The organism is Bradyrhizobium sp., from assembly GCF_016213215.1.
Classification (GTDB): domain Bacteria; phylum Pseudomonadota; class Alphaproteobacteria; order Rhizobiales; family Xanthobacteraceae; genus Bradyrhizobium.
The window spans coordinates 1-21,298 of record NZ_JACRAW010000061.1; the positions used below are offsets into that span (position 1 = coordinate 1).

General features: G+C 64.1%; 17 protein-coding genes. 10 read left to right on the forward strand and 7 right to left on the reverse strand.

From position 1 onward, the window contains the following. Position 1: 1 nt before the first annotated feature. From pimC to HY852_RS10870, 4 genes are all read right to left on the reverse strand, one after another. The gene (gene pimC / locus HY852_RS10855; protein ID WP_291604648.1) at positions 2–1,192 is read right to left on the reverse strand and encodes a pimeloyl-CoA dehydrogenase large subunit; all 1,191 of its coding nucleotides are present in this window, start codon (positions 1,190–1,192) and stop codon (positions 2–4) included. A gap of 152 nt (positions 1,193–1,344) precedes the next feature. Next, complete coding sequence (locus tag HY852_RS10860) at positions 1,345–2,532, reverse strand: acetyl-CoA C-acyltransferase (RefSeq protein ID WP_291604649.1); 1,188 nt, start codon at positions 2,530–2,532, stop codon at positions 1,345–1,347. Then, positions 2,532–4,226, reverse strand: a complete 1,695-nt coding sequence (gene pimA, locus HY852_RS10865; RefSeq protein WP_291604650.1) for a dicarboxylate--CoA ligase PimA — start codon at positions 4,224–4,226, stop codon at positions 2,532–2,534. Before pimA ends, HY852_RS10860 begins: the two co-directional genes overlap by 1 nt. 173 nt (positions 4,227–4,399) lie before the next feature. Further along, a complete protein-coding gene (locus tag HY852_RS10870; protein WP_291604652.1) occupies positions 4,400–6,496 on the reverse strand; it encodes a 3-hydroxyacyl-CoA dehydrogenase NAD-binding domain-containing protein in 2,097 nt (698 codons plus the stop codon). 124 nt (positions 6,497–6,620) lie between these two features. Here HY852_RS10870 and HY852_RS10875 point away from each other — a divergent pair, with 124 nt between their 5' ends. The 10 genes from HY852_RS10875 to HY852_RS10920 all read left to right on the forward strand — a co-directional run bounded on the left by HY852_RS10875 (position 6,621) and on the right by HY852_RS10920 (position 17,897). Beyond that, the gene (locus HY852_RS10875) at positions 6,621–7,490 is read left to right on the forward strand and encodes an IclR family transcriptional regulator (RefSeq protein WP_291604653.1); all 870 of its coding nucleotides are present in this window, start codon (positions 6,621–6,623) and stop codon (positions 7,488–7,490) included. A gap of 69 nt (positions 7,491–7,559) precedes the next feature. Further along, entirely contained in the window at positions 7,560–8,357 is a 798-nt protein-coding gene (locus HY852_RS10880) for an ABC transporter ATP-binding protein (protein ID WP_291604654.1), read from the forward strand. After that, a complete protein-coding gene (locus tag HY852_RS10885) occupies positions 8,354–9,067 on the forward strand; it encodes an ABC transporter ATP-binding protein (protein ID WP_291604655.1) in 714 nt (237 codons plus the stop codon). Before HY852_RS10880 ends, HY852_RS10885 begins: the two co-directional genes overlap by 4 nt. 11 nt (positions 9,068–9,078) lie before the next feature. Then, the gene (locus HY852_RS10890; RefSeq protein ID WP_291604656.1) at positions 9,079–9,957 is read left to right on the forward strand and encodes a branched-chain amino acid ABC transporter permease; all 879 of its coding nucleotides are present in this window, start codon (positions 9,079–9,081) and stop codon (positions 9,955–9,957) included. A gap of 2 nt (positions 9,958–9,959) precedes the next feature. Beyond that, positions 9,960–10,976 carry a branched-chain amino acid ABC transporter permease gene (locus HY852_RS10895; protein ID WP_291604657.1) on the forward strand — a complete coding sequence of 339 codons (1,017 nt, stop codon included), beginning with the start codon at positions 9,960–9,962 and terminating at the stop codon, positions 10,974–10,976. A 21-nt stretch (positions 10,977–10,997) separates the two neighbouring features. Further along, a complete protein-coding gene (locus HY852_RS10900; protein ID WP_291604658.1) occupies positions 10,998–12,227 on the forward strand; it encodes an ABC transporter substrate-binding protein in 1,230 nt (409 codons plus the stop codon). A 122-nt stretch (positions 12,228–12,349) separates the two neighbouring features. Beyond that, positions 12,350–13,576: an ABC transporter substrate-binding protein gene (locus tag HY852_RS10905; RefSeq protein WP_291604659.1), complete on the forward strand. Its 1,227-nt coding sequence runs from the start codon at positions 12,350–12,352 to the stop codon at positions 13,574–13,576. Between the two features lie 342 nt (positions 13,577–13,918). Beyond that, a complete protein-coding gene (locus HY852_RS10910) occupies positions 13,919–15,148 on the forward strand; it encodes an ABC transporter substrate-binding protein (protein WP_291604660.1) in 1,230 nt (409 codons plus the stop codon). A 154-nt stretch (positions 15,149–15,302) separates the two neighbouring features. Beyond that, positions 15,303–16,529: an ABC transporter substrate-binding protein gene (locus HY852_RS10915; RefSeq protein ID WP_291604661.1), complete on the forward strand. Its 1,227-nt coding sequence runs from the start codon at positions 15,303–15,305 to the stop codon at positions 16,527–16,529. An 84-nt stretch (positions 16,530–16,613) separates the two neighbouring features. Further along, positions 16,614–17,897, forward strand: coding sequence for a DUF4147 domain-containing protein (locus HY852_RS10920; protein WP_291604662.1), 1,284 nt, complete (start codon positions 16,614–16,616; stop codon positions 17,895–17,897). A 116-nt stretch (positions 17,898–18,013) separates the two neighbouring features. Here HY852_RS10920 and HY852_RS10925 read toward each other — a convergent pair whose 3' ends face one another. The 3 genes from HY852_RS10925 to HY852_RS10935 all read right to left on the reverse strand — a co-directional run. Continuing rightward, a complete protein-coding gene (locus HY852_RS10925; protein ID WP_291604663.1) occupies positions 18,014–18,538 on the reverse strand; it encodes an NADH-quinone oxidoreductase subunit NuoB in 525 nt (174 codons plus the stop codon). Positions 18,539–18,547: 9 nt separating this feature from the next. Next, positions 18,548–20,053 (reverse strand): NADH-quinone oxidoreductase subunit C, encoded by a 1,506-nt coding sequence (locus HY852_RS10930; protein ID WP_291604664.1) that lies wholly within the window; start codon positions 20,051–20,053, stop codon positions 18,548–18,550. 4 nt (positions 20,054–20,057) lie between these two features. Further along, positions 20,058–21,298: hydrogenase 4 subunit F (locus tag HY852_RS10935; protein WP_291604665.1), on the reverse strand; the 1,241-nt coding region annotated here is incomplete at its 5' end.

Here is a 21,298-nt window from a genome sequence, read left to right on the forward strand (position 1 = left end):
ATCACAGCCCCAGCACCGCCTTGGCGATGATGTTGCGCTGGATCTCGTTGGAGCCGCCGTAGATCGAGACCTTGCGGTTGTTGAAGTAGCTCGGCGCGATCTGCGCGGTCCAATCCATGGTTTCGTTCGAGCCGTCGTCGCCATGGATGTCGTAGGGCGCCGCGAACGGGCCGATGACTTCCATCAGCAGCTCGGTCGTGGTCTGCTGGATTTCCGAGCCCTTGATCTTGAGCACCGAGGACGCCGGGTTGGGCTTGCCCTTGCCGTGCTTGCCCTCGTCGGCGACGACGCGCAGCTGCGTCAGCTCAAGCGCCTTGAGCTCGATCTCGCAGGCGGCGAGCTTCTCGCGGAAGGCGGGATCCTCGAGCACCGGCCGGCCGCCGGACTCGACCTTGGAAGCGAGCTCCTTGATGCGCCGCAGGCGCTCCTTCGAGACGCCGACGCGGGCGATGCCGGTGCGCTCGTTGCCGAGCAGGAACTTGGCGTAGTCCCAGCCCTTGTTCTCCTCGCCGATCAGGTTCTCGACCGGCACCTCGACGTTGTCGAAGAACACCTCGTTGACCTCGTGGCCGCCGTCGATGGTCTGGATCGGGCGCACCGTGACGCCCTTCGACTTCATGCTGAAGACGATGAAGGAGATGCCCATCTGCTTCTTGGCAGCGGGATCGGTGCGGCACAGGCAGAAGATCATGTCGGCATGTTGCGCCAGCGTGGTCCAGGTCTTCTGGCCGTTGATGATGTACTTGTCGCCCTTGCGCTCGGCCTTGGTGCGCAGCGAAGCGAGGTCGGAGCCCGAGCCCGGCTCGGAGAAGCCCTGGCACCACCAGTCATCGACACTGGCGATGCGCGGCAGATACTGCTTCTTCTGCGCCTCGTTGCCGAAGGTGTAGATGACGGGGCCGACCATGGAGACGCCGAAGGCGAGCGGCGCCGGCGCCGGATAGGCCTGCAGCTCTTCATTGAAGATGTAATGCTGGACCGAGCTCCAGCCCGTGCCGCCATATTCCTTCGGCCAGTGCGAGACGCCCCAACCCTTCTTGTTGAGGATGCGCCACCACGTGACCATCTCGTCCTTGGAGAGGTGGCGGCCCTCGATCATCTTGCGCCGGGTCTCCGGCGGCACGTTGTCGCGGAAGAATTGCCGCACTTCCTCGCGAAACGCCTGCTCTTCCTTGGTGAAACTGAGATCCATCGGATCCTCCCTGTGAGCGAAATCGAACAACTATTAGAAGGCGTCATTCCGGGGCGCGAGTGAAACGAGCGAGCCCGGAATCCCTAACCACGATCGGAGTATGGATTCCGGGCCTGCGCCTTGCGGCGCATCCCGGAATGACGGTACGCGCGTTAGTGCACCACCTCCAACAATCCGGCCGCGCCCATGCCGCCGCCGACGCACATGGTGACGACCGCGTACTTCGCCTTGCGCCGGCGGCCTTCGATCAGCGCGTGGCCGGTCAGGCGCGCGCCCGACATGCCGTAAGGATGGCCGACCGCGATCGCGCCGCCGTCGACGTTGAGCTTGGCCGGATCGATGCCGAGCCGGTCGCGGCAGTAGATCACCTGGACCGCGAACGCCTCGTTCAATTCCCAGAGATCGATGTCGTCGACCTTCAGACCATGGCGCTTGAGGAGCCGCGGAATGGCGAACACCGGGCCGATGCCCATCTCGTCCGGCTCGCAGCCATGGGCGACGAAGCCGCGGAAGATGCCGAGTGGCTTCAGCCCGCGCCTGGCCGCTTCCTTGTCGCTCATGATCACGCAGGCGCTGGCGCCGTCGGAAAGCTGGCTGGCATTGCCGGCGGTGACGGTGAAGCCCTCGCCGCGCACCGGCTTCAGGCTGGCCAGGCCTTCGGCCGTGGTGTCGGGCCGCGGACCCTCGTCCTGCGACAGCGTCACGTCCTTGAAGGAGACCTGGCCCGTGGCCTTGTCGGCCACCGCCATCCTGGTGGTGATCGGCGCGATCTCGTCCTTGAACTTGCCGCCCTGCTGCGCGGCCGCGGTGCGGCGCTGGCTCTCCAGCGAGTATTCGTCCTGCTTGTCGCGCGAGATGTTGTAACGCTTGGCGACGACCTCGGCGGTATCGATCATCGCCATGTAGACGTCGCCCTTGATGGCGAGCAGCGCCGGGTCCTCGGCATGGAACGTGTTGATCTTGTCGTTCTGCACGAGGCTGATCGACTCGCCGCCGCCGCCGACCGCGACCTCGACGCCGTCGAACAGGATCGAACGCGCGGCCAGCGCGATGGCCTGCAGGCCCGAGGCGCATTGCCGGTCGATGGTGGTACCTGCGACGCTGACGGGGAGCCCGGCACGGAGCAGCGCCTTGCGGGCGATGTTGCCGCCGGTTGCGCCCTGCTGCATCGCCGCTCCCATCACCACGTCCTCGATCTCGCTGGGATCGACCTTGGCGCGGGCGACCGCCTCGCCGATGGCATGCCCGAACAAAGTCGCGCCCTCGGTGACGTTGAGCGCGCCCCGATAGGCCTTGCCGATCGGGGTACGGGCGGTTGAAACGATGACGGCATCGGTCATCAACGATCTCCTGTTGCGGGTTTCTGTTGCTCTGATTGAACGGTCGGCGACGGCGAATGTTGCCTGCGCAATTCGTGCCGCGACAGCTTGCCGACCGGCGTGCGCGGCAGTTCCTCGACGAATTCGACCGCGACCGGCAGCTCGTGCTTGCCGAGCTTGCCGGTCAGGAAGGCGCGCAATTCCTCGATGGTGAACGGCTGCGCGCCCGGGCGCAGCTTGACGAAGGCCTTGGCCGCTTCGCCGCGATAGTCGTCGGGAATGCCGATCACGATCACCTCGTGAACGGCGGGGTGGGTATAGATCGCCTGCTCGATCATCTGCGGATAGACGTTGAAGCCGCCGGAGATGATCATGTCCTTCTTGCGGTCGACCAGGTAGAAATAGCCGTCGCCGTCCATGTAGCCGATGTCCCCGGTCAGGAACCGGCCGTCGGCGAAGCTTTCCGCGGTTTCCTTCGGCTTGTTCCAGTAGCCCCTGGTGACGTTCGGGCCCTTGATGCGGATCTCGCCGACCTCGCCCGGGGGCAGAACCCTGGTCGGATTGTCGAGCGCGACGACGTCGAGCTCGATCCCCGGCAGCATCAGGCCGATCGAGCCCGGCTTGTCGGGGCCCTCCTGCGGATGGCCGGTGCCCGGCGAGCAGGTCTCGGTCATGCCCCAGCCGCTCTTCAGCTTCATGCCGACCTTGCGCTCGAACAGGCTGGCGACCTCGACCGGCAGCGGCGCGCCGCCCGAGCCGATTGCCGTCAGCGACGAGAAGTCGCGCTTGTCGAGATCGGGCAGCGCCGCGATCGCGATCCACATGGTCGGCACTCCCGGGAAATAGGTCGCGCGCTTGACCTCGATGTCGCGCATCACCGCCTCGACGTCGAAGCGCTGATGCAGCGAGATCAGGTTGCCGCGGCGGAGCGAGGACAACAGCACCACCGTCAGCGCGAAAATGTGGAACAGCGGCAGGACGCAGATCACGCGCTCGATCACGTCCCCGCGCTTGGCGCGGCCGGGCCGGCCCCACACGTCGTAGATCGACACCGCCGAGGTCAGATTGCCGTGGGTGAGCATCGCGCCCTTGGGCAGGCCCGTCGTGCCGCCGGTATATTGCAGCAGCGCGACGTCGTCGGCCGTGACCTGCGGCCACCGCGCCGGCTTCACCGCCCCGTCGACGAACTGCTCAAAGGTGACGATGGCGGAATTGGCCGGCAGCGGCGTTTGCGGCGTGCCGATCTTGCCCCAATGGTCGTCCTCGCACACGATCAGGCGGTCGATCAGGCCGCGCTCGAGGAACTTCAGCGCGGTCGGCAGCAGCGCGCTGAGATTGCTCGTCACCAGGACGCGCGCGCCGGAATCGGTGAGCTTGTGCGACAGCGCGATCTCGCCGTCGAGCGGCGACAGGTGCACGATACGGGCGCCCGCCTTCAGCGCGCCGAAGAAGTTGACGGGATGGTCGGGCGTGTTGCCGAGGAACAGCGCGACGGAGGTATCCTTGCCGTAACCGGCGCGCAGGAAGGCCGCGCCGGTGGCTTCGACCAGCGCTTCCAGCTCGGCATAGGTGATCGGGCGGTCGCGAAACTCAAGCGCCGGCCGCGCGCCGTAGTCGGTGGCCGCCTGCGACAACAGGTCGGGCAGCGTGCCCTGCGCGATCGGGTCGTCCCAGTGCACGCCATCGGGATAGAACTGTTCGCCGGGATGAGTCATTTGGATTCAGCGACCATCTAGGAGAGTTCGTCATTCCGGGGGCGCGGCGTAAGCCGCGAGCTGCGATGTGCAATTGCACATCGGAGAATCCATAACCACGAGCCGGGGTTATGGATTCCGGGCCTGGCCCTTCGGGCCATCCCGGAATGACGTATGGTTGGAGCGTGGAGCCATCACGCCGCTTTCGAACCGGCGGCGAGCGAGGCGAAGGTCTTGCCTTCGGCGGCGAGGCGCTTGAGCAGCGGCGCGGGTTCCAGGCCCGGGTCGTTGGTCTCCTTGGCGTAGAAGGATAGCCGGTCGGCAATGTGCTTCAAGCCGACCTGGTCGGCCCAGAACATCGGGCCGCCCCGATAGATCGGCCAGCCATAGCCGTAGAGCCAGACCACGTCGATGTCGGAAGGCCGCGCCGCGACGCCCTCCTCGAGGATGCGCGCGCCCTCGTTGATCATCGGATACATCATGCGCTCGAGGATTTCCTCGTCGCTGACGGCGCGGCGCTTGCGCCCGAGGCGCAGCAGGGTCTCGTCGATCAGCTTCTCGACGTCGGGATCAGGCGTCGGCGCACGCGAGCCGCCTTCATACTTGTAGTAGCCCTTGCCGGTCTTCTGGCCGAAGCGGCCGGCCTCGCACAGCGCATCGGCGATTTCCGACTTGATGCCGCGGTCCTTGCGCGAGCGCCAGCCGATGTCGAGGCCGGCGAGATCGCTCATCGCGAACGGGCCCATCGGCATGCCGAACCTGGTCACGACCGCATCGACCTGCTGCGGCAGCGCGCCTTCGAACAGGAGCTTCTCCGACTGCTTGCCGCGCTGCGCCAGCATGCGGTTGCCGACGAAGCCGTCGCAGACGCCGACCACGGCCGGCACCTTTGCAATCTTGCGCGCGATGTTCACCGCGGTCACCAGCGCGTCCGGCGCGGTCTTGGCGGCGCGCACGATCTCGCACAGCTTCATCACGTTGGCCGGGCTGAAGAAGTGCATGCCGAGGACGTCCTGCGGGCGCTTGGTCTCCTTCGCGATCTCGTCGATGTTCAGATAGGAGGTGTTGGAGGCGAGCACCGCGCCCGGCTTGGCATATTGATCGAGCTTGCCGAACACCTCCTTCTTCACGGCCATGGTCTCGAACACCGCCTCGATCACGAGGTCGGCGTCCTTGACGTTCTCAAGGCCGACAATGCCGTTGATCAGCGCCATGCGCTTGGCGGGCGCGTCCGCCGGGATGCCGCCGCGCGCGGCGGTCGCCTCCCAGTTCTTCTGCATGATGCCCATGCCGCGCTTGAGCTGTTCTTCCCCGGTCTCGATCAGGGTGACCGGAATGCCGGCATTGGCGAAGGACATCGCGATGCCGCCGCCCATGGTGCCGGCGCCGATGATGGCGACGCGCTCCACGGGGCGCGGCTTGGTACCCTCGGGAACGCCGGCGATCTTGGCCGCCTCGCGCTCGGCGAAGAAGGCGTAGCGCTGCGCCTTGGACTGATCGCTCGCGACCAGCTTCAGGAACGACTCGCGCTCCTTCTTCAGGCCCTCGTCGAACGGCAGGTCGACGGCATAGCCTACCGCATCGGCGCAGACGAGCGGCGCTTCCAGGCCGCGCGTCCGCTTGGTCAAGGCCGCAACCGCATTGGTGAAGATGGAGCGGTCGGCCCTGGCGGCCGCGAGCTTGGAGTCGTCGTCGCGCAACTTGCGCAGGGGACGCTTCTCGGCAAGCACCTTGCGGGCGAAGGCTTCGCCGCCCGCGGCAGGCCCTTCGACAATCTCCTCGATCAACCCGTTCTTCAACGCCTCCGCCGCGCCGATCGGCTCGCCGGTAACGATCATCTTGACCGCAAGCTCAGGTCCCACCGCGCGCGGCAGGCGCTGCGTGCCGCCGGCACCGGGCAGAAGCCCCAGCTTCACTTCAGGCAGACCCAGCCTGGCCTCCTTGGTCGCCACTCGGAAATGACAGGCAAGCGCAACCTCCAGGCCGCCGCCGAGCGCGGTGCCGTGGATCGCGGCCACGATCGGCTTCGGCGAGTTGTCCATCGCGACGAGAACCTCGTGAAGTCCGGGCGGCTTCGGCGGCTTGCCGAATTCGGTGATGTCGGCGCCTGCGATGAAGGTGCGGCCGGCACAGGTCAGCACGATCGCCTTGATGTCGGGATCGGCGATCGCCTGCTTGATGCATTCGAAAATTCCGCCGCGTACCGCGGCGCTCAGCGCGTTGACCGGAGGGTTGTTGATCGTGACGATACCAACGACGTCATGACGCTCAAGCTTGACCACTGCGCTCACGCTACCCTCCTTGGCTTAGGTTTGTTCAATTTCGCAGTGCGGAATTTAATTCCGCATCTTGACAGGCAGGGTTATTTTGAAGCACGTGCCTTGTCAACGACTCCGCGCAAGATGAAGCCGTGTGATGAAGCGTACAGGGAAGAAACCAACGAGCGATCGAAATTTCGTCGTCGCGCTTTCCCGCGGACTTGAAGTGTTGCGCGCATTCCAACCCAATGACGGACTCCTTGGTAATCAGGAGATTGCGGCCCGTACCAAGCTACCCAAGGCAACCGTGTCACGGCTGACCTATACCTTGACGAAGCTTGGTTATCTTACTCCGGTTCCGCGCTTCGAAAAGTACCAACTGGCGCCGGCCGCTCTGGCGCTTGGCTACTCTGCCCTCGCCAATCTCGGCGTTCGGCATTTGTCCGAACCGTTCCGCGAGGAAGTGATGCGCGCCACCGGCGGCGCGGTGGCGGTGGGAGGCCGCGACCGGCACAGCATGATCTATTTCGGGCAGAGCCGTAACGGTCTTACGCTCGGCGTCCAGCTCGACGTCGGCTCTCGCGTTCCGATTGCGACGAGCGCAATGGGCCGTGCCTATTTCTGGGCGCTCGAACCGGCCGAGCGGACCGCCTTGCTGCGCGAGCTGCGCGAGCATTACGGCAGCCGCTGGCCGAAGTTGCGCGATGGCCTCGAGCGCTCCGGCGAGACGGTCGCAAAGTACGGCTTCGCCATCTCCGTGGGTGAGTGGCAGCCCGACGTGCACTCGGCGGGCGTTGCACTGAAGCTCAATGACGGAACAGGCTTATATGCGTTTAACTGTGGCGCGCCAGCATTCCGCTTCACGGAAGATCGATTGATCAACGACATTGGACCTCGCCTGGTGGCGATGGTAAGGAACATCGAAGCGGCGCTCGGCGGGATCGCGCCGCAATCTCACAAAAAAGATGACAGCAAGAAGCTGAAATCAGGAGGGAAACTTGCACGCGTGGCCGAGGGGATCAGGTAGCCATCATCATCGTTCGACAGGGCGAACAGCTTCGCCCGTCGGCCCGCTCAACGGTGTGGGCGAGACGAGATGACGCAGGTACAGCTCGCGCAGGGACAGGCTCCCCTGCTCGCGGTTCGCGACGTCAGCGTCGTGTTCGGCGGAATCGTCGCGCTCAACGGCGTATCCTTTGACATGCACAAGGGGCAGATCCTCGGATTGATCGGGCCGAACGGCGCCGGCAAGACGACGCTGTTCAACTGCCTCTCCCGGCTGTACCAGCCAAGCTCAGGCGATATCCTGATGGAAGGCGTCAGCATCCTGTCGCGCCCCCCACACCGGATTTCCGAGATCGGCATCGGCCGCACCTTCCAGAACGTCGCGTTGTTTCCCAACCTGTCGGTCATGGACAATGTGCGGGTCGGAACGCATGCCCGAACTTCCAGCGACATCATCAGCGACTCCTTGAAGCTTGCCTGGGTCCGGCGCAGCGAAACCAGCGTCAACGAGAAGGTCCACGAGATTCTCGCCTATCTCGATCTCGAGGACGTCGCCCACACCATCGTCTCCGGCCTGCCCTTCGGCACACAGAAGCGGGTCGAGCTGGCGCGCGCCCTCGCCGCGGATCCGAAGATTCTCCTCCTCGACGAGCCGGCCGGCGGCCTCAACCATGAGGAAGTCCATGTGCTCGGAGACCTGATCCGCCGCATCCGTGACGACCGCCACATGACCGTGCTGCTCGTCGAGCACCACATGGGCCTCGTGATGTCGATCGCCGACCACGTGGTTGCTTTGAATTTCGGCCGCAAGCTCGCGGAAGGCACGCCCGCCCAGGTGCAGGCCGACCCCGACGTCATCAAGGCTTATCTGGGGAGCAAGGACCAATGACGGCGCTGCTCAACATCAAGGATCTGCGCGCCTACTACGGCCAGGTCCAGGCGCTTCACGGCCTCACCTTCTCGCTGAACGAGGGCTCCCTTACCACCCTGCTCGGCGCCAATGGGGCCGGCAAGACGACGACACTGCGCGCGATCTGCAACATGGTGCGCTCCACCGGGGCAGTCGAGTTCGAAGGCAAGCCCCTGACCAGCCGCTCGACGGAGAACATCGTGCGGCTCGGCATCGCCCATGTGCCGCAGGGCCGCGGCACCTTCACCACCATGACGGTCGAGGAGAACCTCCAGCTCGGGGCCATCACCCGCAAGGACCAGGCGGGCATCGTGGACGACATCGAGCGCATGTACACGCACTTCCCGGTACTGAAGCAGCGGCACACCCAGCAGGCCGGCACGCTGTCCGGCGGCGAGCAGCAGATGCTCGCGGTGGCGCGCGCACTGATGCTGCGGCCGCGCCTGATGCTGCTGGACGAGCCGTCCTTCGGTCTGGCGCCGCTGGTGGTGCGAGACCTGTTCAAGATCCTCGGCAAGATCAACCGCGAGGACAAGGTCTCGATCCTGGTCGTCGAACAGAACGCGCAGCTCGCGCTGGAGCTCGCCGACCACGCCTATGTGATCGAGACCGGACGCATCGTGATGTCGGGCAATGCCAAGGACATCGCGAACAATGAAGACGTCCGCAAATCCTATCTGGGTTACTGAGGAGCACGGCCGTGGAGCTATTCACCAACCAAATCCTGGCCGGTATCGCTACCGGCGCAATCTATGCCTGCATGGCGCTCGCGGTCGTCATGATCTACCAGGCCATCGATCACCTGAATTTCGCCCAGGGCGAAATGGCGATGTTCTCGACCTTCATCTCCTGGCAGTTGATGCAAGTGGGCGTGCCCTATTGGGGCGCCTTCGTGCTCACACTGGTCTTTTCCTTCATCGGCGGCATCGCGATCGAGCGGATCCTGTTCAAGCCGCTTACCAAGGCGCCGATCCTGACCAACGTCGCCGGCTTCATCGCGCTGTTTGCGATCATCAACTCCAGTGCCGGTCTGATCTGGGACTTTACCATCAAGCAATATCCGACGCCGTTCGGCTCCTCGCCGTTCCTCGGCAGCCAATTGATCTCGACCCACCAGGCCGGCATGATCGGCGTGACCGTGCTGCTGCTGCTCGCGCTCTACTTCTTCTTCCAGTACACGCGGATGGGGCTGGCGATGCGCGCGGCGGCCTCCCTGCCTGAATCGGCGCGGCTGGTCGGCATCAACACGAGCTGGATGATCGCGCTCGGCTGGGGCATGGCATCGGCGATCGGCGCGATCGCCGGCATGCTGATCGCACCCGTGGTGTTCCTCGAACCCAACATGATGGGCGGCGTCCTGATCTACGGCTTCGCCGCGGCCGTGCTCGGCGGGCTGACCAGCCCGTTCGGCGCGGTGGTCGGCGGCTTTCTGGTCGGCATCTTCGAGAACCTTGCCGGCACCTACATTCCCGGCGTCGGCAACGAGCTGAAACTACCGATCGCGCTCGCGCTGATCATTTCCGTCCTGGTCGTCAAACCCGCTGGTCTGTTCGGCCGGCACATCGTGAAGCGAGTTTGATCATGAGCGCTATTGAAAACGTCGCCCCGGAAGACCAGCCGGTCGAGGCCGTTCCGAAGCGGGCCATGACGATCGGCTCGGGCACCTCGTTCGTGGTGCTCCTGCTGCTGCTGATCGTTCCGCTGTTTGCCAAGAACTTCATCATTTTCCAGTTGACGATGCTCTTGATCTACGGGCTTGCGGTGCTCGCGCTGAACATCCTGACCGGAGGCAGCGGCCAGTTCTCGCTCGGCCAAAGCGCGTTCTACGCCGTCGGCGCCTACACCACGGCAGTTCTGATGGAGCACCTCAACATCAACTATGCGCTCACGCTGCCGATCGCAGGTCTCGTCTGCTTTGCCTTCGGCTTCCTGTTCGGCCAGCCGGCGCTGCGGCTATCGGGCGTCTATCTGGCGCTCGCGACCTTTGCGCTCGCCACCGCCATGCCGCAGCTGCTCAAGCTCAATTTCCTCGAGCACTGGACCGGCGGCGTGCAGGGCCTCGTCGTCACCAAGCCGGACGCTCCGTTCGGCCTGCCGATGTCGCAGGACATGTGGCTCTATTACTTTACGCTTGCGATCACGCTCGCGATCTACATCTTCTCGGTGAACCTGTTGCGCTCCCGCTCGGGCCGCGCCTTCATGGCGATCCGCGACAACGAGATCGCGGCTTCCGCCATGGGCGTCGATGTCGCGCTCTACAAGACGCTCGCCTTCGGCGTCAGCGCCGGCATCACCGGCGTCGCCGGCGGCCTGGGGGCGATCGCCGTGCAGTTCGTGGCGCCCGACAGCTACACCATCACGCTCGCGATCTCGCTGTTCCTCGGCATGGTCGTCGGCGGCGTGGGCTGGCTGCCCGGCTCGATCATCGGCTCCGCCTTCATCATCTTCGTGCCGAACATCGCCGAAGGCATTTCCAAGGGCCTGTCCGGCGCGGTGTTCGGCGTGCTCCTGTTCCTCATCATCTTCCTCGTACCGCACGGTGCGCGGCAGATCGCCATCGTCGGCCAGCAACTGATCGGCAAGCTGAGAAAGAACTGAAAACCACCTAAGGAGACAAAATTGTTTTCTGCAAGAACACTGCGAACCGCCACACTCGCAACGGCGGTCGTCGCCTTGACCTCCGGCGCAGCACTCGCCCAGAAGAAATACGACACCGGCGCAAGCGATACCGAAATCAAGATCGGCAATGTCATGCCCTACAGCGGACCTGCGTCCGCCTATGGGGTGATCGGCAAGACCGAAGAAGCCTACTTCCGCATGATCAACGATCAGGGCGGAATCAACGGACGCAAGGTCAACTTCGTCACCTATGACGACGCCTACAGCCCGCCGAAGGCCGTCGAGCAGGTGCGCAAGCTCGTCGAAAGCGACGAGGTCCTGTTCGTGTTCAATCCTCTCGGAACGCCTTCGAACACGGCGGTCCAGAAGTACCTCAACGCGAAGAAGATCCCGCAGCTGTTCGTCGCCACCGGAGCCACCAAGTGGAACGACCCGAAGAACTTCCCATGGACCATGGGCTGGCAGCCGAGCTACCAGAGCGAAGCGCAGATCTATGCGAAATGGCTGTTGAAGGAGAAGCCGAACGCCAAGGTGGCCATCCTCTATCAGAACGACGACTTCGGTAAGGACTACCTGAAGGGCACCAAGGACGGCTTGGGGGCCAAGGCTGCCTCGATGATCATCCTGGAGGAGAGCCATGAAATCTCCGAGCCGAGCATCGATTCCCACATCGTCAAGATCAAGGCCGCCAACCCGGACGTCCTGCTGATCTACACGACGCCGAAATTCGGCGCCCAGACCATCAAGAAGACGGCCGAACTCACGTGGAAGCCGCTGCAGATCATCACCAACGTGTCGGCCTCCGTCGGCAGCGTGATGAAGCCGGCCGGCTTCGAGAACGCCCAGGGCGTGCTGTCGGCGGCCTACGCCAAGGACGCCGCCGATCCGCAATGGAACGACGATCCGGGCATGAAGAAGTGGAGCGCGTTCATCGACAAGTACATGCCGGGCGCTGACAAGACCGACGGCGGTTATGTCTATGGCTACGGCGTGGCGCAGACCCTGGCCAAGGTGCTGCAGATGTGCGGCGACGACCTCACCCGCGCCAACGTCATGAAGCAGGCGGCGAGCCTGAAGGACTTCACGCCCGACACCCTGCTGCCCGGCGTGAAGATCAACACCAGCCCTGCCGATTTCGCCCCGGTCAGCCAGCTGCAGATGATGCGGTTCAAGGGTGAGAAGTGGGAACTGTTCGGCGACATCATCAGCGGTGACATCGCCGCCGACTGATCGCGCCGCAAACCCGTCGCAGCATCCGGCCCCCGCGAGCCATCGCGGGGGCCTTTGTCTTGTTGACGGCACGCGCCAAACGTATTCAATTCGGAGCGGAGTTCGTTCGAGGTGGGAGAACAATGACCTGCGTTGGTTCTCGGTACGCGGCGATTTCGACCGCTCTCGTCCTGCTCGCCGCAACCGGCGGCAACGCGTTGGCCCAGAAGAAATACGACAGCGGGGCCAGCGACAGCGAAATCAAGATCGGCAACATCATGCCGTACAGCGGCCCGGCGTCCGCCTACGGCGTGATCGGCAAGACCGAAGCGGCCTATTTCAGAAAGATCAATGCCGAGGGCGGCATCAATGGCCGCAAGATCAACTTCATCTCCTATGACGACGCCTACAGCCCGCCGAAGACGGTCGAACAGGCGCGCAAGCTGGTCGAAAGCGACGAAGTGCTCGTCATCTTCAATTCGCTGGGCACGACACCGAACGGCGCCATCCGGAAATACATGAATTCGAACAAGGTGCCGCAGCTCTTCGTCGCCAGCGGGGCCTCCAAGTGGAACGAGCCGAAGGAGTTCCCGTGGACCATGGGCTGGCAGCCCAGCTACCAGAGCGAGGCGCGCATCTATGCCAAGTTCTTGATGCAGGAGAAGCCGGACGCGAAGATTGGCGTGCTGTACCAGAACGACGATTTCGGCAGGGACTATCTCAAGGGCTTGAAGGACGGCTTGGGGGCCAAGGCGGCGATGATCGTCGGCGAGGAAAGCTACGAGACCTCGGAGCCCGCGATCGACGGCCATGTCGTCAAGCTGAAGGCCACGGGCGCCAATGTCTTCATCAGCATCACGACGCCGAAGTTCGCCGCCCAGGCCATGAAGAAGATCGCCGAGATCGACTGGCGCCCGCTGCAGATCGTCTCCAACGTCTCGGCCTCGGTCGGCGGGGTGATCGAACCGGCGGGCTTCGAGAACGCCCAAGGCCTCCTTTCGGCCGCCTATGCCAAGGACGGTGCCGACCCGCGCTGGGACGATGATCCCGGCATGAAGAATTTCCTGGAGTTCCTTGAGAAGTACTATCCGGAGGGCAACAAGATCGACGGTGCCGTCGTCTATGGCTACGGCGCCGCGCAGACGATGGTGAAGGTGCTGCAGATGTGCGGCGACGACCTGACGCGCGAGAACGTGATGCGGCAGGCAGCCAACCTGAAGGCCTTTGCACCGGACACGCTGCTGCCGGGCATCACGATCAACACCTCGGCGACCGACTTCGCGCCGATCGAACAGCTGCAGATGATGCGCTTCAAGGGCAGGAAATGGGAGTTGTTCGGCAATATCATCAGCGGCGAATCCTCCGAATGACACACGTCAAGGTTTAGAGGCCGCGATCTTTTTGCCACCGCGTCTTCGACCACAGGGGCGTCAAGGTTAACACCAGCGCCATCGACTTCGCCCCGCTTTCGCAACTGCAACCAATGCGGTTCAAAGGCAAGAGCTGGGAGCGCTTCGGTGACATCATCAGTGCCCACGTCAGCGGCTGACACGACCGGGCTACCGCAGGACTTCTGAAGATCGAGCCCTGCGACCTGTTGGCATGGGCTTCTTCTTGATGGCGCCTGACAAATGGTATTCAATTGTTCCCGCGTCACCAGAAACCAACCAAGAAACTGACGCACACACATCAAGAAAATCAGGGAGATTGAAATGCCTGCTGTTACCAGCAAACTTGCGGTCGCTTCGGCTGCGCTTGCGCTATTCGCAGCGTCGGCCAGCAGTGCGCTTGCACAGAAGAAATACGACACCGGCGCGAACGATACCGAAATCAAGATCGGCAACATCATGCCCTATAGCGGGCCGGCCTCCGCCTACGGCGTGATCGGCAAGACGGAAGAGGCCTATTTCAAGAAGATCAACGCCGAGGGCGGCATCAACGGACGGAAGATCAACTTCGTTACTTACGATGACGCCTATACTCCGCCGAAGACGGTCGAACAGGCGCGCAAGCTGGTCGAGAGCGACGAGGTTTTGCTCGTCTTCAACTCGCTCGGCACGCCGCCGAACACCGCGATCCAGAAATACATGAACGCGAAGAAGGTGCCGCAGCTCTTCGTCGCCACCGGCGCCACCAAATGGAACGATCCGAAGAATTTTCCGTGGACCATGGGCTGGCAGCCCAACTACCAGAGCGAATCGATCATCTACGCAAAATACATCCTGAAGAACCACCCGAACGCCAAGATCGGCGTGCTCTACCAGAACGATGACTACGGCAAGGATTATCTGAAGGGATTCAAGGACGGGCTCGGCGCCAAGGCCGCGTCGATGATCGTCTTGGAGGAAAGCTACGAGGTGTCGGAGCCGACCATCGACTCCCACATCGTCAAGCTCAAGTCGACCGGCGCCGACGTGTTCTTCAACATCACCACGCCGAAATTCGCGGCGCAGGCAATCAAGAAGAATTCCGAGATCGGCTGGAAGCCGATTCATTTCCTCAACAACGTCTCGGCCTCGATCGGCAGCGTGATCAAGCCGGCAGGCCCGGAGAACGCCCAGGACATCATCTCGTCGGCCTACCTCAAGGACCCGACCGACCCGCAATGGAAGAACGATGCCGGGATGAAGGCCTGGAACGAATTCCTCGACAAGTACTATCCCGACGCGAACCGGGCCGATGGTTCGGTGATGTACGGCTACACGGTCGCCCAGGGGCTGGTGCATGTGCTCAAGGCCTGCGGCGACAATCTCACGCGTGAGAACGTGATGAAGCAGGCGGCGAACATCAAGAACCTCGAACTGGGCGGGCTGTTGCCGGGCGTCAAGGTGAGCACCTCGCCGACCGACTTCGCTCCGATTTCGCAGCTGCAGCTGATGAAGTTCAAGGGCGAGACCTGGGAGCGCTTCGGCGAGATCCTGAGCGGCGACGTCGGCGGCTAGTCGGACGACCGATCAACCACAGGAGCAGCCCCTGCGATCCATTCGCAGGGGCTTTTTCTTGATGGCGTCCAACAAATCGTATCCAATCGTTCCCGCGCCGCAAAAACCAAGAAGACACTGACGCACCCACATCAAGAAAAATCTGGAGATTGGAATGCCTGCTGTTACCAGCAAACTTGCGGTCGCATCATTTGCGGTCGCCCTCCTCGCGGCCTCGACGACCGCCGCATTTGCGCAGAAGAAATACGACGCCGGCGCAACCGATACCGAGATCAAGATCGGAAATATTGTTCCGTACAGCGGTCCGGCCTCGGCCTACGGCATCGTCGGCAAGGCGATGGGCGCCGTCTTCCAGAAAGTGAACGACGAAGGCGGCATCAACGGCCGCAAGATCACCTTCATCTCCTATGACGATGCTTACAGCCCGCCAAAGGCGGTGGAGCAGACGCGCAAACTGGTCGAGAGCGACGAGGTGCTGCTCATGTTCGGCCCGCTCGGTACCGCTTCCAACACCGCGATCCAGAAATATCTGAACGCCAAGAAAGTGCCGCAGCTCTTCGTCGCGACCGGCGCGACCAAGTGGAACGATCCGAAGAATTTCCCGTGGACCATGGGCTGGCTGCCGGCCTACCAGAGCGAGTCTCGCATCTACGCGAAATATCTCGGGAAGGAGATGCCGGCGGCAAAGGTGGGGGTGCTCTACCAGAACGACGATATGGGCAAGGACTATCTCAAGGGATTGAAGGACGGCTTCGGCAGTGACACCTCGCGCATCGTCGCCGAGGAGAGCTACGAGGTTTCCGAACCGACCATCGATTCACACATCGTCCGGCTGAAGTCGCTCAATCCCGACGTCGTCGTCTTCTTCACCACGCCCAAGTTCGGCGCGCAGGCGATCAAGAAGCTCGGCGAAATGAACTGGAAGCCGGTCACCATCATCGCGAACGTCAGCGCCTCGACCGGCACCGTGATGCGGCCAGCCGGAATCGACAACGCGCAGAACGTGATCTCGGCCGCCTACGCCAAGGATGTCAGCGACCCCCAGTGGGCGAACGATGCCGGCATCAACGAATTCAAGGCGGTGCGCGCCAAGTACCTGCCCGAAGCCAATCCGGTCGATTCGTCCGCGCTGACCGGGTACAACATGGCCACGACAATGGTCGAGGTCCTCAAGCGCTGCGGCGACAACCTCACGCGCGAGAACGTGATGAAGCAGGCCGCGAGCCTGAAGCAGTTCCCGCAGGGCGGATTGCTGCCGGGCGTGACGCTGACTACCGGCCCGGACGACTTCCAGCCAATCGAGCAGTTGCAGCTGATGCGGTTCAAGGGCGAACGCTGGCAGCTGTTCGGCGACGTCATGAGCGGCGAGCTTGGGCGGTGACCGCAGTCCCGCTCTGCGGCAACGGGCGGGCCGGTTCATCGGTACCGTCTTGCCGCTGGGCGGGATCACCTGCATAACCGTCGGATGACCGACCGACGTCCTCTCCTCCGCGCGATGTTCGATGCCGCGGTTGCGGCCGCCCATCCCGACGTGGTGCTGGCACCGCATCTGCGCCCCGCGGCGAACGGCCGCGTGATCTGCCTTGCCGCCGGCAAGGGCGCCGCCGCGATGGCCGCTGCTGCCGAGCGGCATTATCTCGATGCGTGCGGGCTCGAGCCGGCGCGGCTCGTCGGCATCGCCACCACCCGCCACGGTCACGGCGTGCCGACCCGCCGCGTCAAGGTGATCGAGGCCGGGCACCCGATGCCCGACGAGGCTGGCCTCAAGGGCGCGGCGGAAACGCTGCAACTCGCGCACCAGGCGACAGCCGACGATCTGTTGCTGGTGCTGTTGTCAGGCGGCGGTTCGGCCAACTGGATCGCGCCTGTCGACGGCGTCGGCTTCGCCCAGAAACAGCAGGTCACGCGCGCGCTGCTGCGCTCGGGCGCGCCGATCGGCGAGATCAACACCGTTCGCAAGCATCTGTCGCGCATCAAGGGCGGCCGGCTCGCCCGTGCCGGGCAGAATGCGGCCGGGATCACAACGCTCGCGATCTCCGATGTGCCGCATGACGAGCCGTCTGCAATCGCATCAGGCCCCACGGTGCCGGATCCGACCACGCTGGCGGACGCCCGCGCCATTGTCGCCAAATACGAGCTCGAGGTCGACGATGCGGTCCGCCGCGCGCTCGACGATCCCGCGAACGAAAGCTGCAAGGCGGGCGATCCGGCCTTTGCCCGCGCGCATTTCGAGTTGATCGCGCGGCCGCGCCAATCGCTGGATGCCGCGATCAGGCTCGCCCGGGAAGCGGGCTATGAGGTGATCGATCTCGGCGCCGATCTCGAAGGCGAAGCGCGCGAGGTTGCCGCTGCGCACGCGCATCTGGCGCTGGAGGCGCGCGCGAAAGGCAAACGCACCGCGATCCTGTCCGGCGGCGAGCTCACGGTGACCGTGCTCGGCAACGGGCGCGGCGGCCCGAACCAGGAATATGCGCTGGCGCTTGCCGGCCTGCTCAGGGACACGACAGGCATCGCGGCACTCGCCGGCGATACCGACGGCGCCGATGGCGGCGGCGGCAAACCGTCCGATCCCGCTGGCGCCGTGATCGATCAGGCGACCTTTGCCAAGATCAAGGCCGGCGGTCTCGATCCGCGCGCCTATCTCGACAAAAACGACGCCACCGCCTTCTTCGCCGCCACCGGCGATCTGTTGCAGACCGGACCGACGCTGACCAACGTCAACGATATCAGGGTTATTCTGGTGGATTGAAGAGCCCCAGTCAGCGTCATTGAGGAGCGAAGCGACGAAGCAATCCAGGCTGTCGCCGTGATGAAACGCTGGATTGCTTTGCTTCGCTTCGCTCGCAATGACGGCGTCGTGTTCGCTCACCCCTTCCCGCCGACGTGCTCCAAGAGCGCGAGCAGGCCCTTCAGCAAAGCGGTCGGCGATGGCGGGCAGCCGGGGATGTGAAGATCGACGGGAATGGCGTCCGCAACGCCGCCGACGCAGGCGTAGCTGCCCTTGAAGATACCGCCATCGGCCGCGCAGCCGCCGACCGCGACGACCCATTTCGGATCCGGCGTGGCGTTGAAGGTGCGCAGCAGCGCCTCGTGCATGTTCTTCGTCACCGGGCCCGTCACCAGCAGCACGTCGGCATGGCGGGGAGAAGCGACGAAGCGCAGGCCGAACCGCTCGATGTCGTAGAAGGCGTTGGAGAGCGCGTGGATCTCCAGCTCGCAGCCGTTGCACGAACCGGCATCGACCTCGCGGATGGCAAGCGAGCGCCCGAGCCGGGCCTGCGCCGCGCGGTCGACCTTCTTCGCCAGTTCCGCGAGCGCCGCCTCATCCGGCGCCGGCGCCGGCTCGGTCAGCGAACCTCGGGTAAAGCTATCGAGCAGGATCTTCCGCATCTGCGCTTCCTACAGATCAGCCCCGGAATAGGAACAGTTGAACGATTTGTTGCAGAGCGGGAAGTCGGCGACGATGTTGCCCTCGATCGCCGTCTCGAGCAGCGGCCACTGGAACCACGAGGCGTCCCGCAAGTGGCAGCGCTGCACGCGGTTGTCGCCGTCCAGCCGGAGCCAGACCAGCACGTCGCCGCGGAAGGCTTCAGTCAGGGCCATGCCCTCGCATTCCCCGCCGCTCGCCGGAATATCGACCTTGATCGCGCCCTCCGGCAGCCGATCCAGAATTCGTTCGATCAGTGCGACGCTCTGCTCGATTTCGCGAATGCGGATCCACACCCGCGCATTGACGTCGCCGGCTTCCAGCACCGGCACCTCGAACGACAATTCGTCGTAAGGCGCATAGCCGATGGTGCGCCGTGCGTCGAAGGCGCGGCCGGAGGCGCGCCCGACATAGCCGCCGACCCCGAACTGGCGCGCATACTCCGGCTTCACGATGCCGGTCGTGACGGTGCGGTCCTGCAGCGAGGCCGTGTTGTCGTAGAGATTGATCAGCCGCGGGAATACCTTGCGGATCTCGGCCAGCAGCGCGCGCACCTGTGCTACCCCGTTCGCCGTGATGTCGCGAGCAAGCCCGCCGGGGACGATGACGTCCATCATCAGCCGGTGACCGAACGCGGCGTCAGCCGCGCGCAGGCAACGCTCGCGCAGGACGCCGGTCTGGGCATGCATCATCGCAAACGAGGCATCGTTGCAGATCGCGCCGATGTCGCCGAAATGATTGGCGAGCCGCTCGAGCTCGGCCATCACCGCACGCAGGTAGAGCGCGCGCCTGGGCACTTCGACCTGGCGCGCCCCCTCGACGGCGCGGGCAAAAGCGAACGCATAGGCTGCCGTGCTGTCGCCGGAGGTCCGGCTGGCGAGCTTTGCCGCGGCCTCGAGGCTCGCCCCCTGCATCAACGAGTCGATGCCCTTGTGGGTGTAGCCGAGCCATTGTTCCAGCCGCACGACATGCTCGCCGTTGGCGGTGAAGCGGAAATGGCCGGGCTCGATGATACCGGCATGCACCGGACCGACTGCGATCTGGTGCAGCGCCTCGCCTTCGCTCGGCAGGAACGCGTAGGGTGCGGCTTCGCGCGATCCTCCCTTACCGAGCGGATGGGACTTGCCCCATGCATAATGCTCGAGCCACGGCCGCGTATCGCTGGCGCCGACCGGGGTGAGCCCGAACAGGTCGTAAATCGTGCGCTCGAGGCGTAGCGCCGGCGGATGTCGGTTCGCCACGCTTGGAAAGGTGCCGGACGCGCATTCCAGGCTGACGACCGCGATCTCGTTCGAGACGGCATCAAGCAGCGCCATGTGCACGGCTGCCACTTCGCCCCACAAGCCGAGCAGCGTCAGCCGACCGGCCACCAATTTGTCGATCGCCGTCTGCCAGCCCTCGTCCGTGACGACGACGCGCGGCCATGGCCGATGCGACGGTGCGGCAGTCTTGTGAGGGATGCTGTCGATGAGGCTCATGCGATCACCCCAGCAGCTTGGCGACGTTCTGGAAGCCGGTGACGAGCGAGGGCGGCAGATAGACACCGGCCATGCACACCAACGCCAAATGCGTGAACATCGGCACGTAGGAAGCTTCGGCCGGCGCGGTCTTTCCCTTCGGCTCGCCGAACATCACGACGCCGACGCGCAGCAGCAGGCCGCCGAGGGCGATGATGATCCCGAGCACCAGGATCACCGTGAGCCACGGCGCACGGGAAAATGTCGAGCTCACCACGAGGAACTCGCTCATGAAGATGCCGAGCGGCGGCAGGCCGACGATGGCGATGACCCCCAACATCAGGCCCCAGCCGAGCACGGGATTGGTCACCGTCAGCCCGCCGATGTCGGCAATCTTCTGCGTGCCCTTCACCTGCGCGATATGGCCGACGGCAAAGAAGATCGCCGACTTGGTCAGCGAGTGCATGGTCATGTGCAGCAGGCCGGCGAAATTGGCCAGCGGTCCGCCCATGCCGAAGGCGAACACGATGATGCCCATGTGCTCGATCGAGGAATAGGCGAACATGCGCTTGATATCGCGCCGGCGGTACAGCATCAGTGCGGCGAAGATCACCGAGATCAGGCCCATGGTCACCATCAGCGGACCGGGCGCGATCGCCCCCAGGTTGACCGCCAGCATCATCTTGAAGCGCAGCAGCGCGTAGAGCGCGACGTTCAGGAGCAGACCGGAAAGCACCGCCGAGATCGGCGTCGGGCCTTCGGCGTGGGCATCGGGAAGCCAGGCATGCAGCGGCGCCAGACCGACCTTGGTGCCGTAGCCGAGCAGAAGGAAGACGAAGGCGACGTTGAGCAGCGCGGGATCGAATTGCGAGGCGTGCTTGACCAGCACGGTCCACACCATGGCGTCCAGGCCCTCGCCGACCACCGGGCGCGCCGCCATGTAGACCAGGATGGTGCCGAACAGCGCCAGCGCGATGCCGACGCTGCCGAGGATGAAGTATTTCCACGCCGCTTCCAGCGCCTCGTGGGTGCGATAGATACCGACCATCAGCACCGTGGTCAGGGTCGCGACTTCCACGGCGACCCACATCAGGCCGATATTGTTGGCGACCAGCGCGAGGTTCATGGCGAACATCAGCATCTGGTACATCGCGTGATAGAAGCGCACGAATGCCGGCGTCAGGCGACCGGTCTCGATCTCGTGACTGATGTAGCTCGCGCTGAACACGCTGGTGGTGAAGCCGACAAAGGTGGTCAGTACGATGA

Bases quoted from the DNA above. Each gene is read 5' to 3' on its own strand.
- HY852_RS10930 (WP_291604664.1), bottom strand. From the start codon at position 20,053: ATGAGCCTCATCGACAGCATCCCTCACAAGACTGCCGCACCGTCGCAT.
- pimC (WP_291604648.1), bottom strand. From the start codon at position 1,192: ATGGATCTCAGTTTCACCAAGGAAGAGCAGGCGTTTCGCGAGGAAGTG.
- HY852_RS10860 (WP_291604649.1), bottom strand. From the start codon at position 2,532: ATGACCGATGCCGTCATCGTTTCAACCGCCCGTACCCCGATCGGCAAG.
- HY852_RS10915 (WP_291604661.1), top strand. From the start codon at position 15,303: ATGCCTGCTGTTACCAGCAAACTTGCGGTCGCATCATTTGCGGTCGCC.
- HY852_RS10895 (WP_291604657.1), top strand. From the start codon at position 9,960: ATGAGCGCTATTGAAAACGTCGCCCCGGAAGACCAGCCGGTCGAGGCC.
- HY852_RS10885 (WP_291604655.1), top strand. From the start codon at position 8,354: ATGACGGCGCTGCTCAACATCAAGGATCTGCGCGCCTACTACGGCCAG.
- HY852_RS10910 (WP_291604660.1), top strand. From the start codon at position 13,919: ATGCCTGCTGTTACCAGCAAACTTGCGGTCGCTTCGGCTGCGCTTGCG.
- HY852_RS10925 (WP_291604663.1), bottom strand. From the start codon at position 18,538: ATGCGGAAGATCCTGCTCGATAGCTTTACCCGAGGTTCGCTGACCGAG.
- HY852_RS10875 (WP_291604653.1), top strand. From the start codon at position 6,621: ATGAAGCGTACAGGGAAGAAACCAACGAGCGATCGAAATTTCGTCGTC.
- pimA (WP_291604650.1), bottom strand. From the start codon at position 4,226: ATGACTCATCCCGGCGAACAGTTCTATCCCGATGGCGTGCACTGGGAC.
- HY852_RS10905 (WP_291604659.1), top strand. From the start codon at position 12,350: ATGACCTGCGTTGGTTCTCGGTACGCGGCGATTTCGACCGCTCTCGTC.
- HY852_RS10880 (WP_291604654.1), top strand. From the start codon at position 7,560: ATGACGCAGGTACAGCTCGCGCAGGGACAGGCTCCCCTGCTCGCGGTT.
- HY852_RS10920 (WP_291604662.1), top strand. From the start codon at position 16,614: ATGACCGACCGACGTCCTCTCCTCCGCGCGATGTTCGATGCCGCGGTT.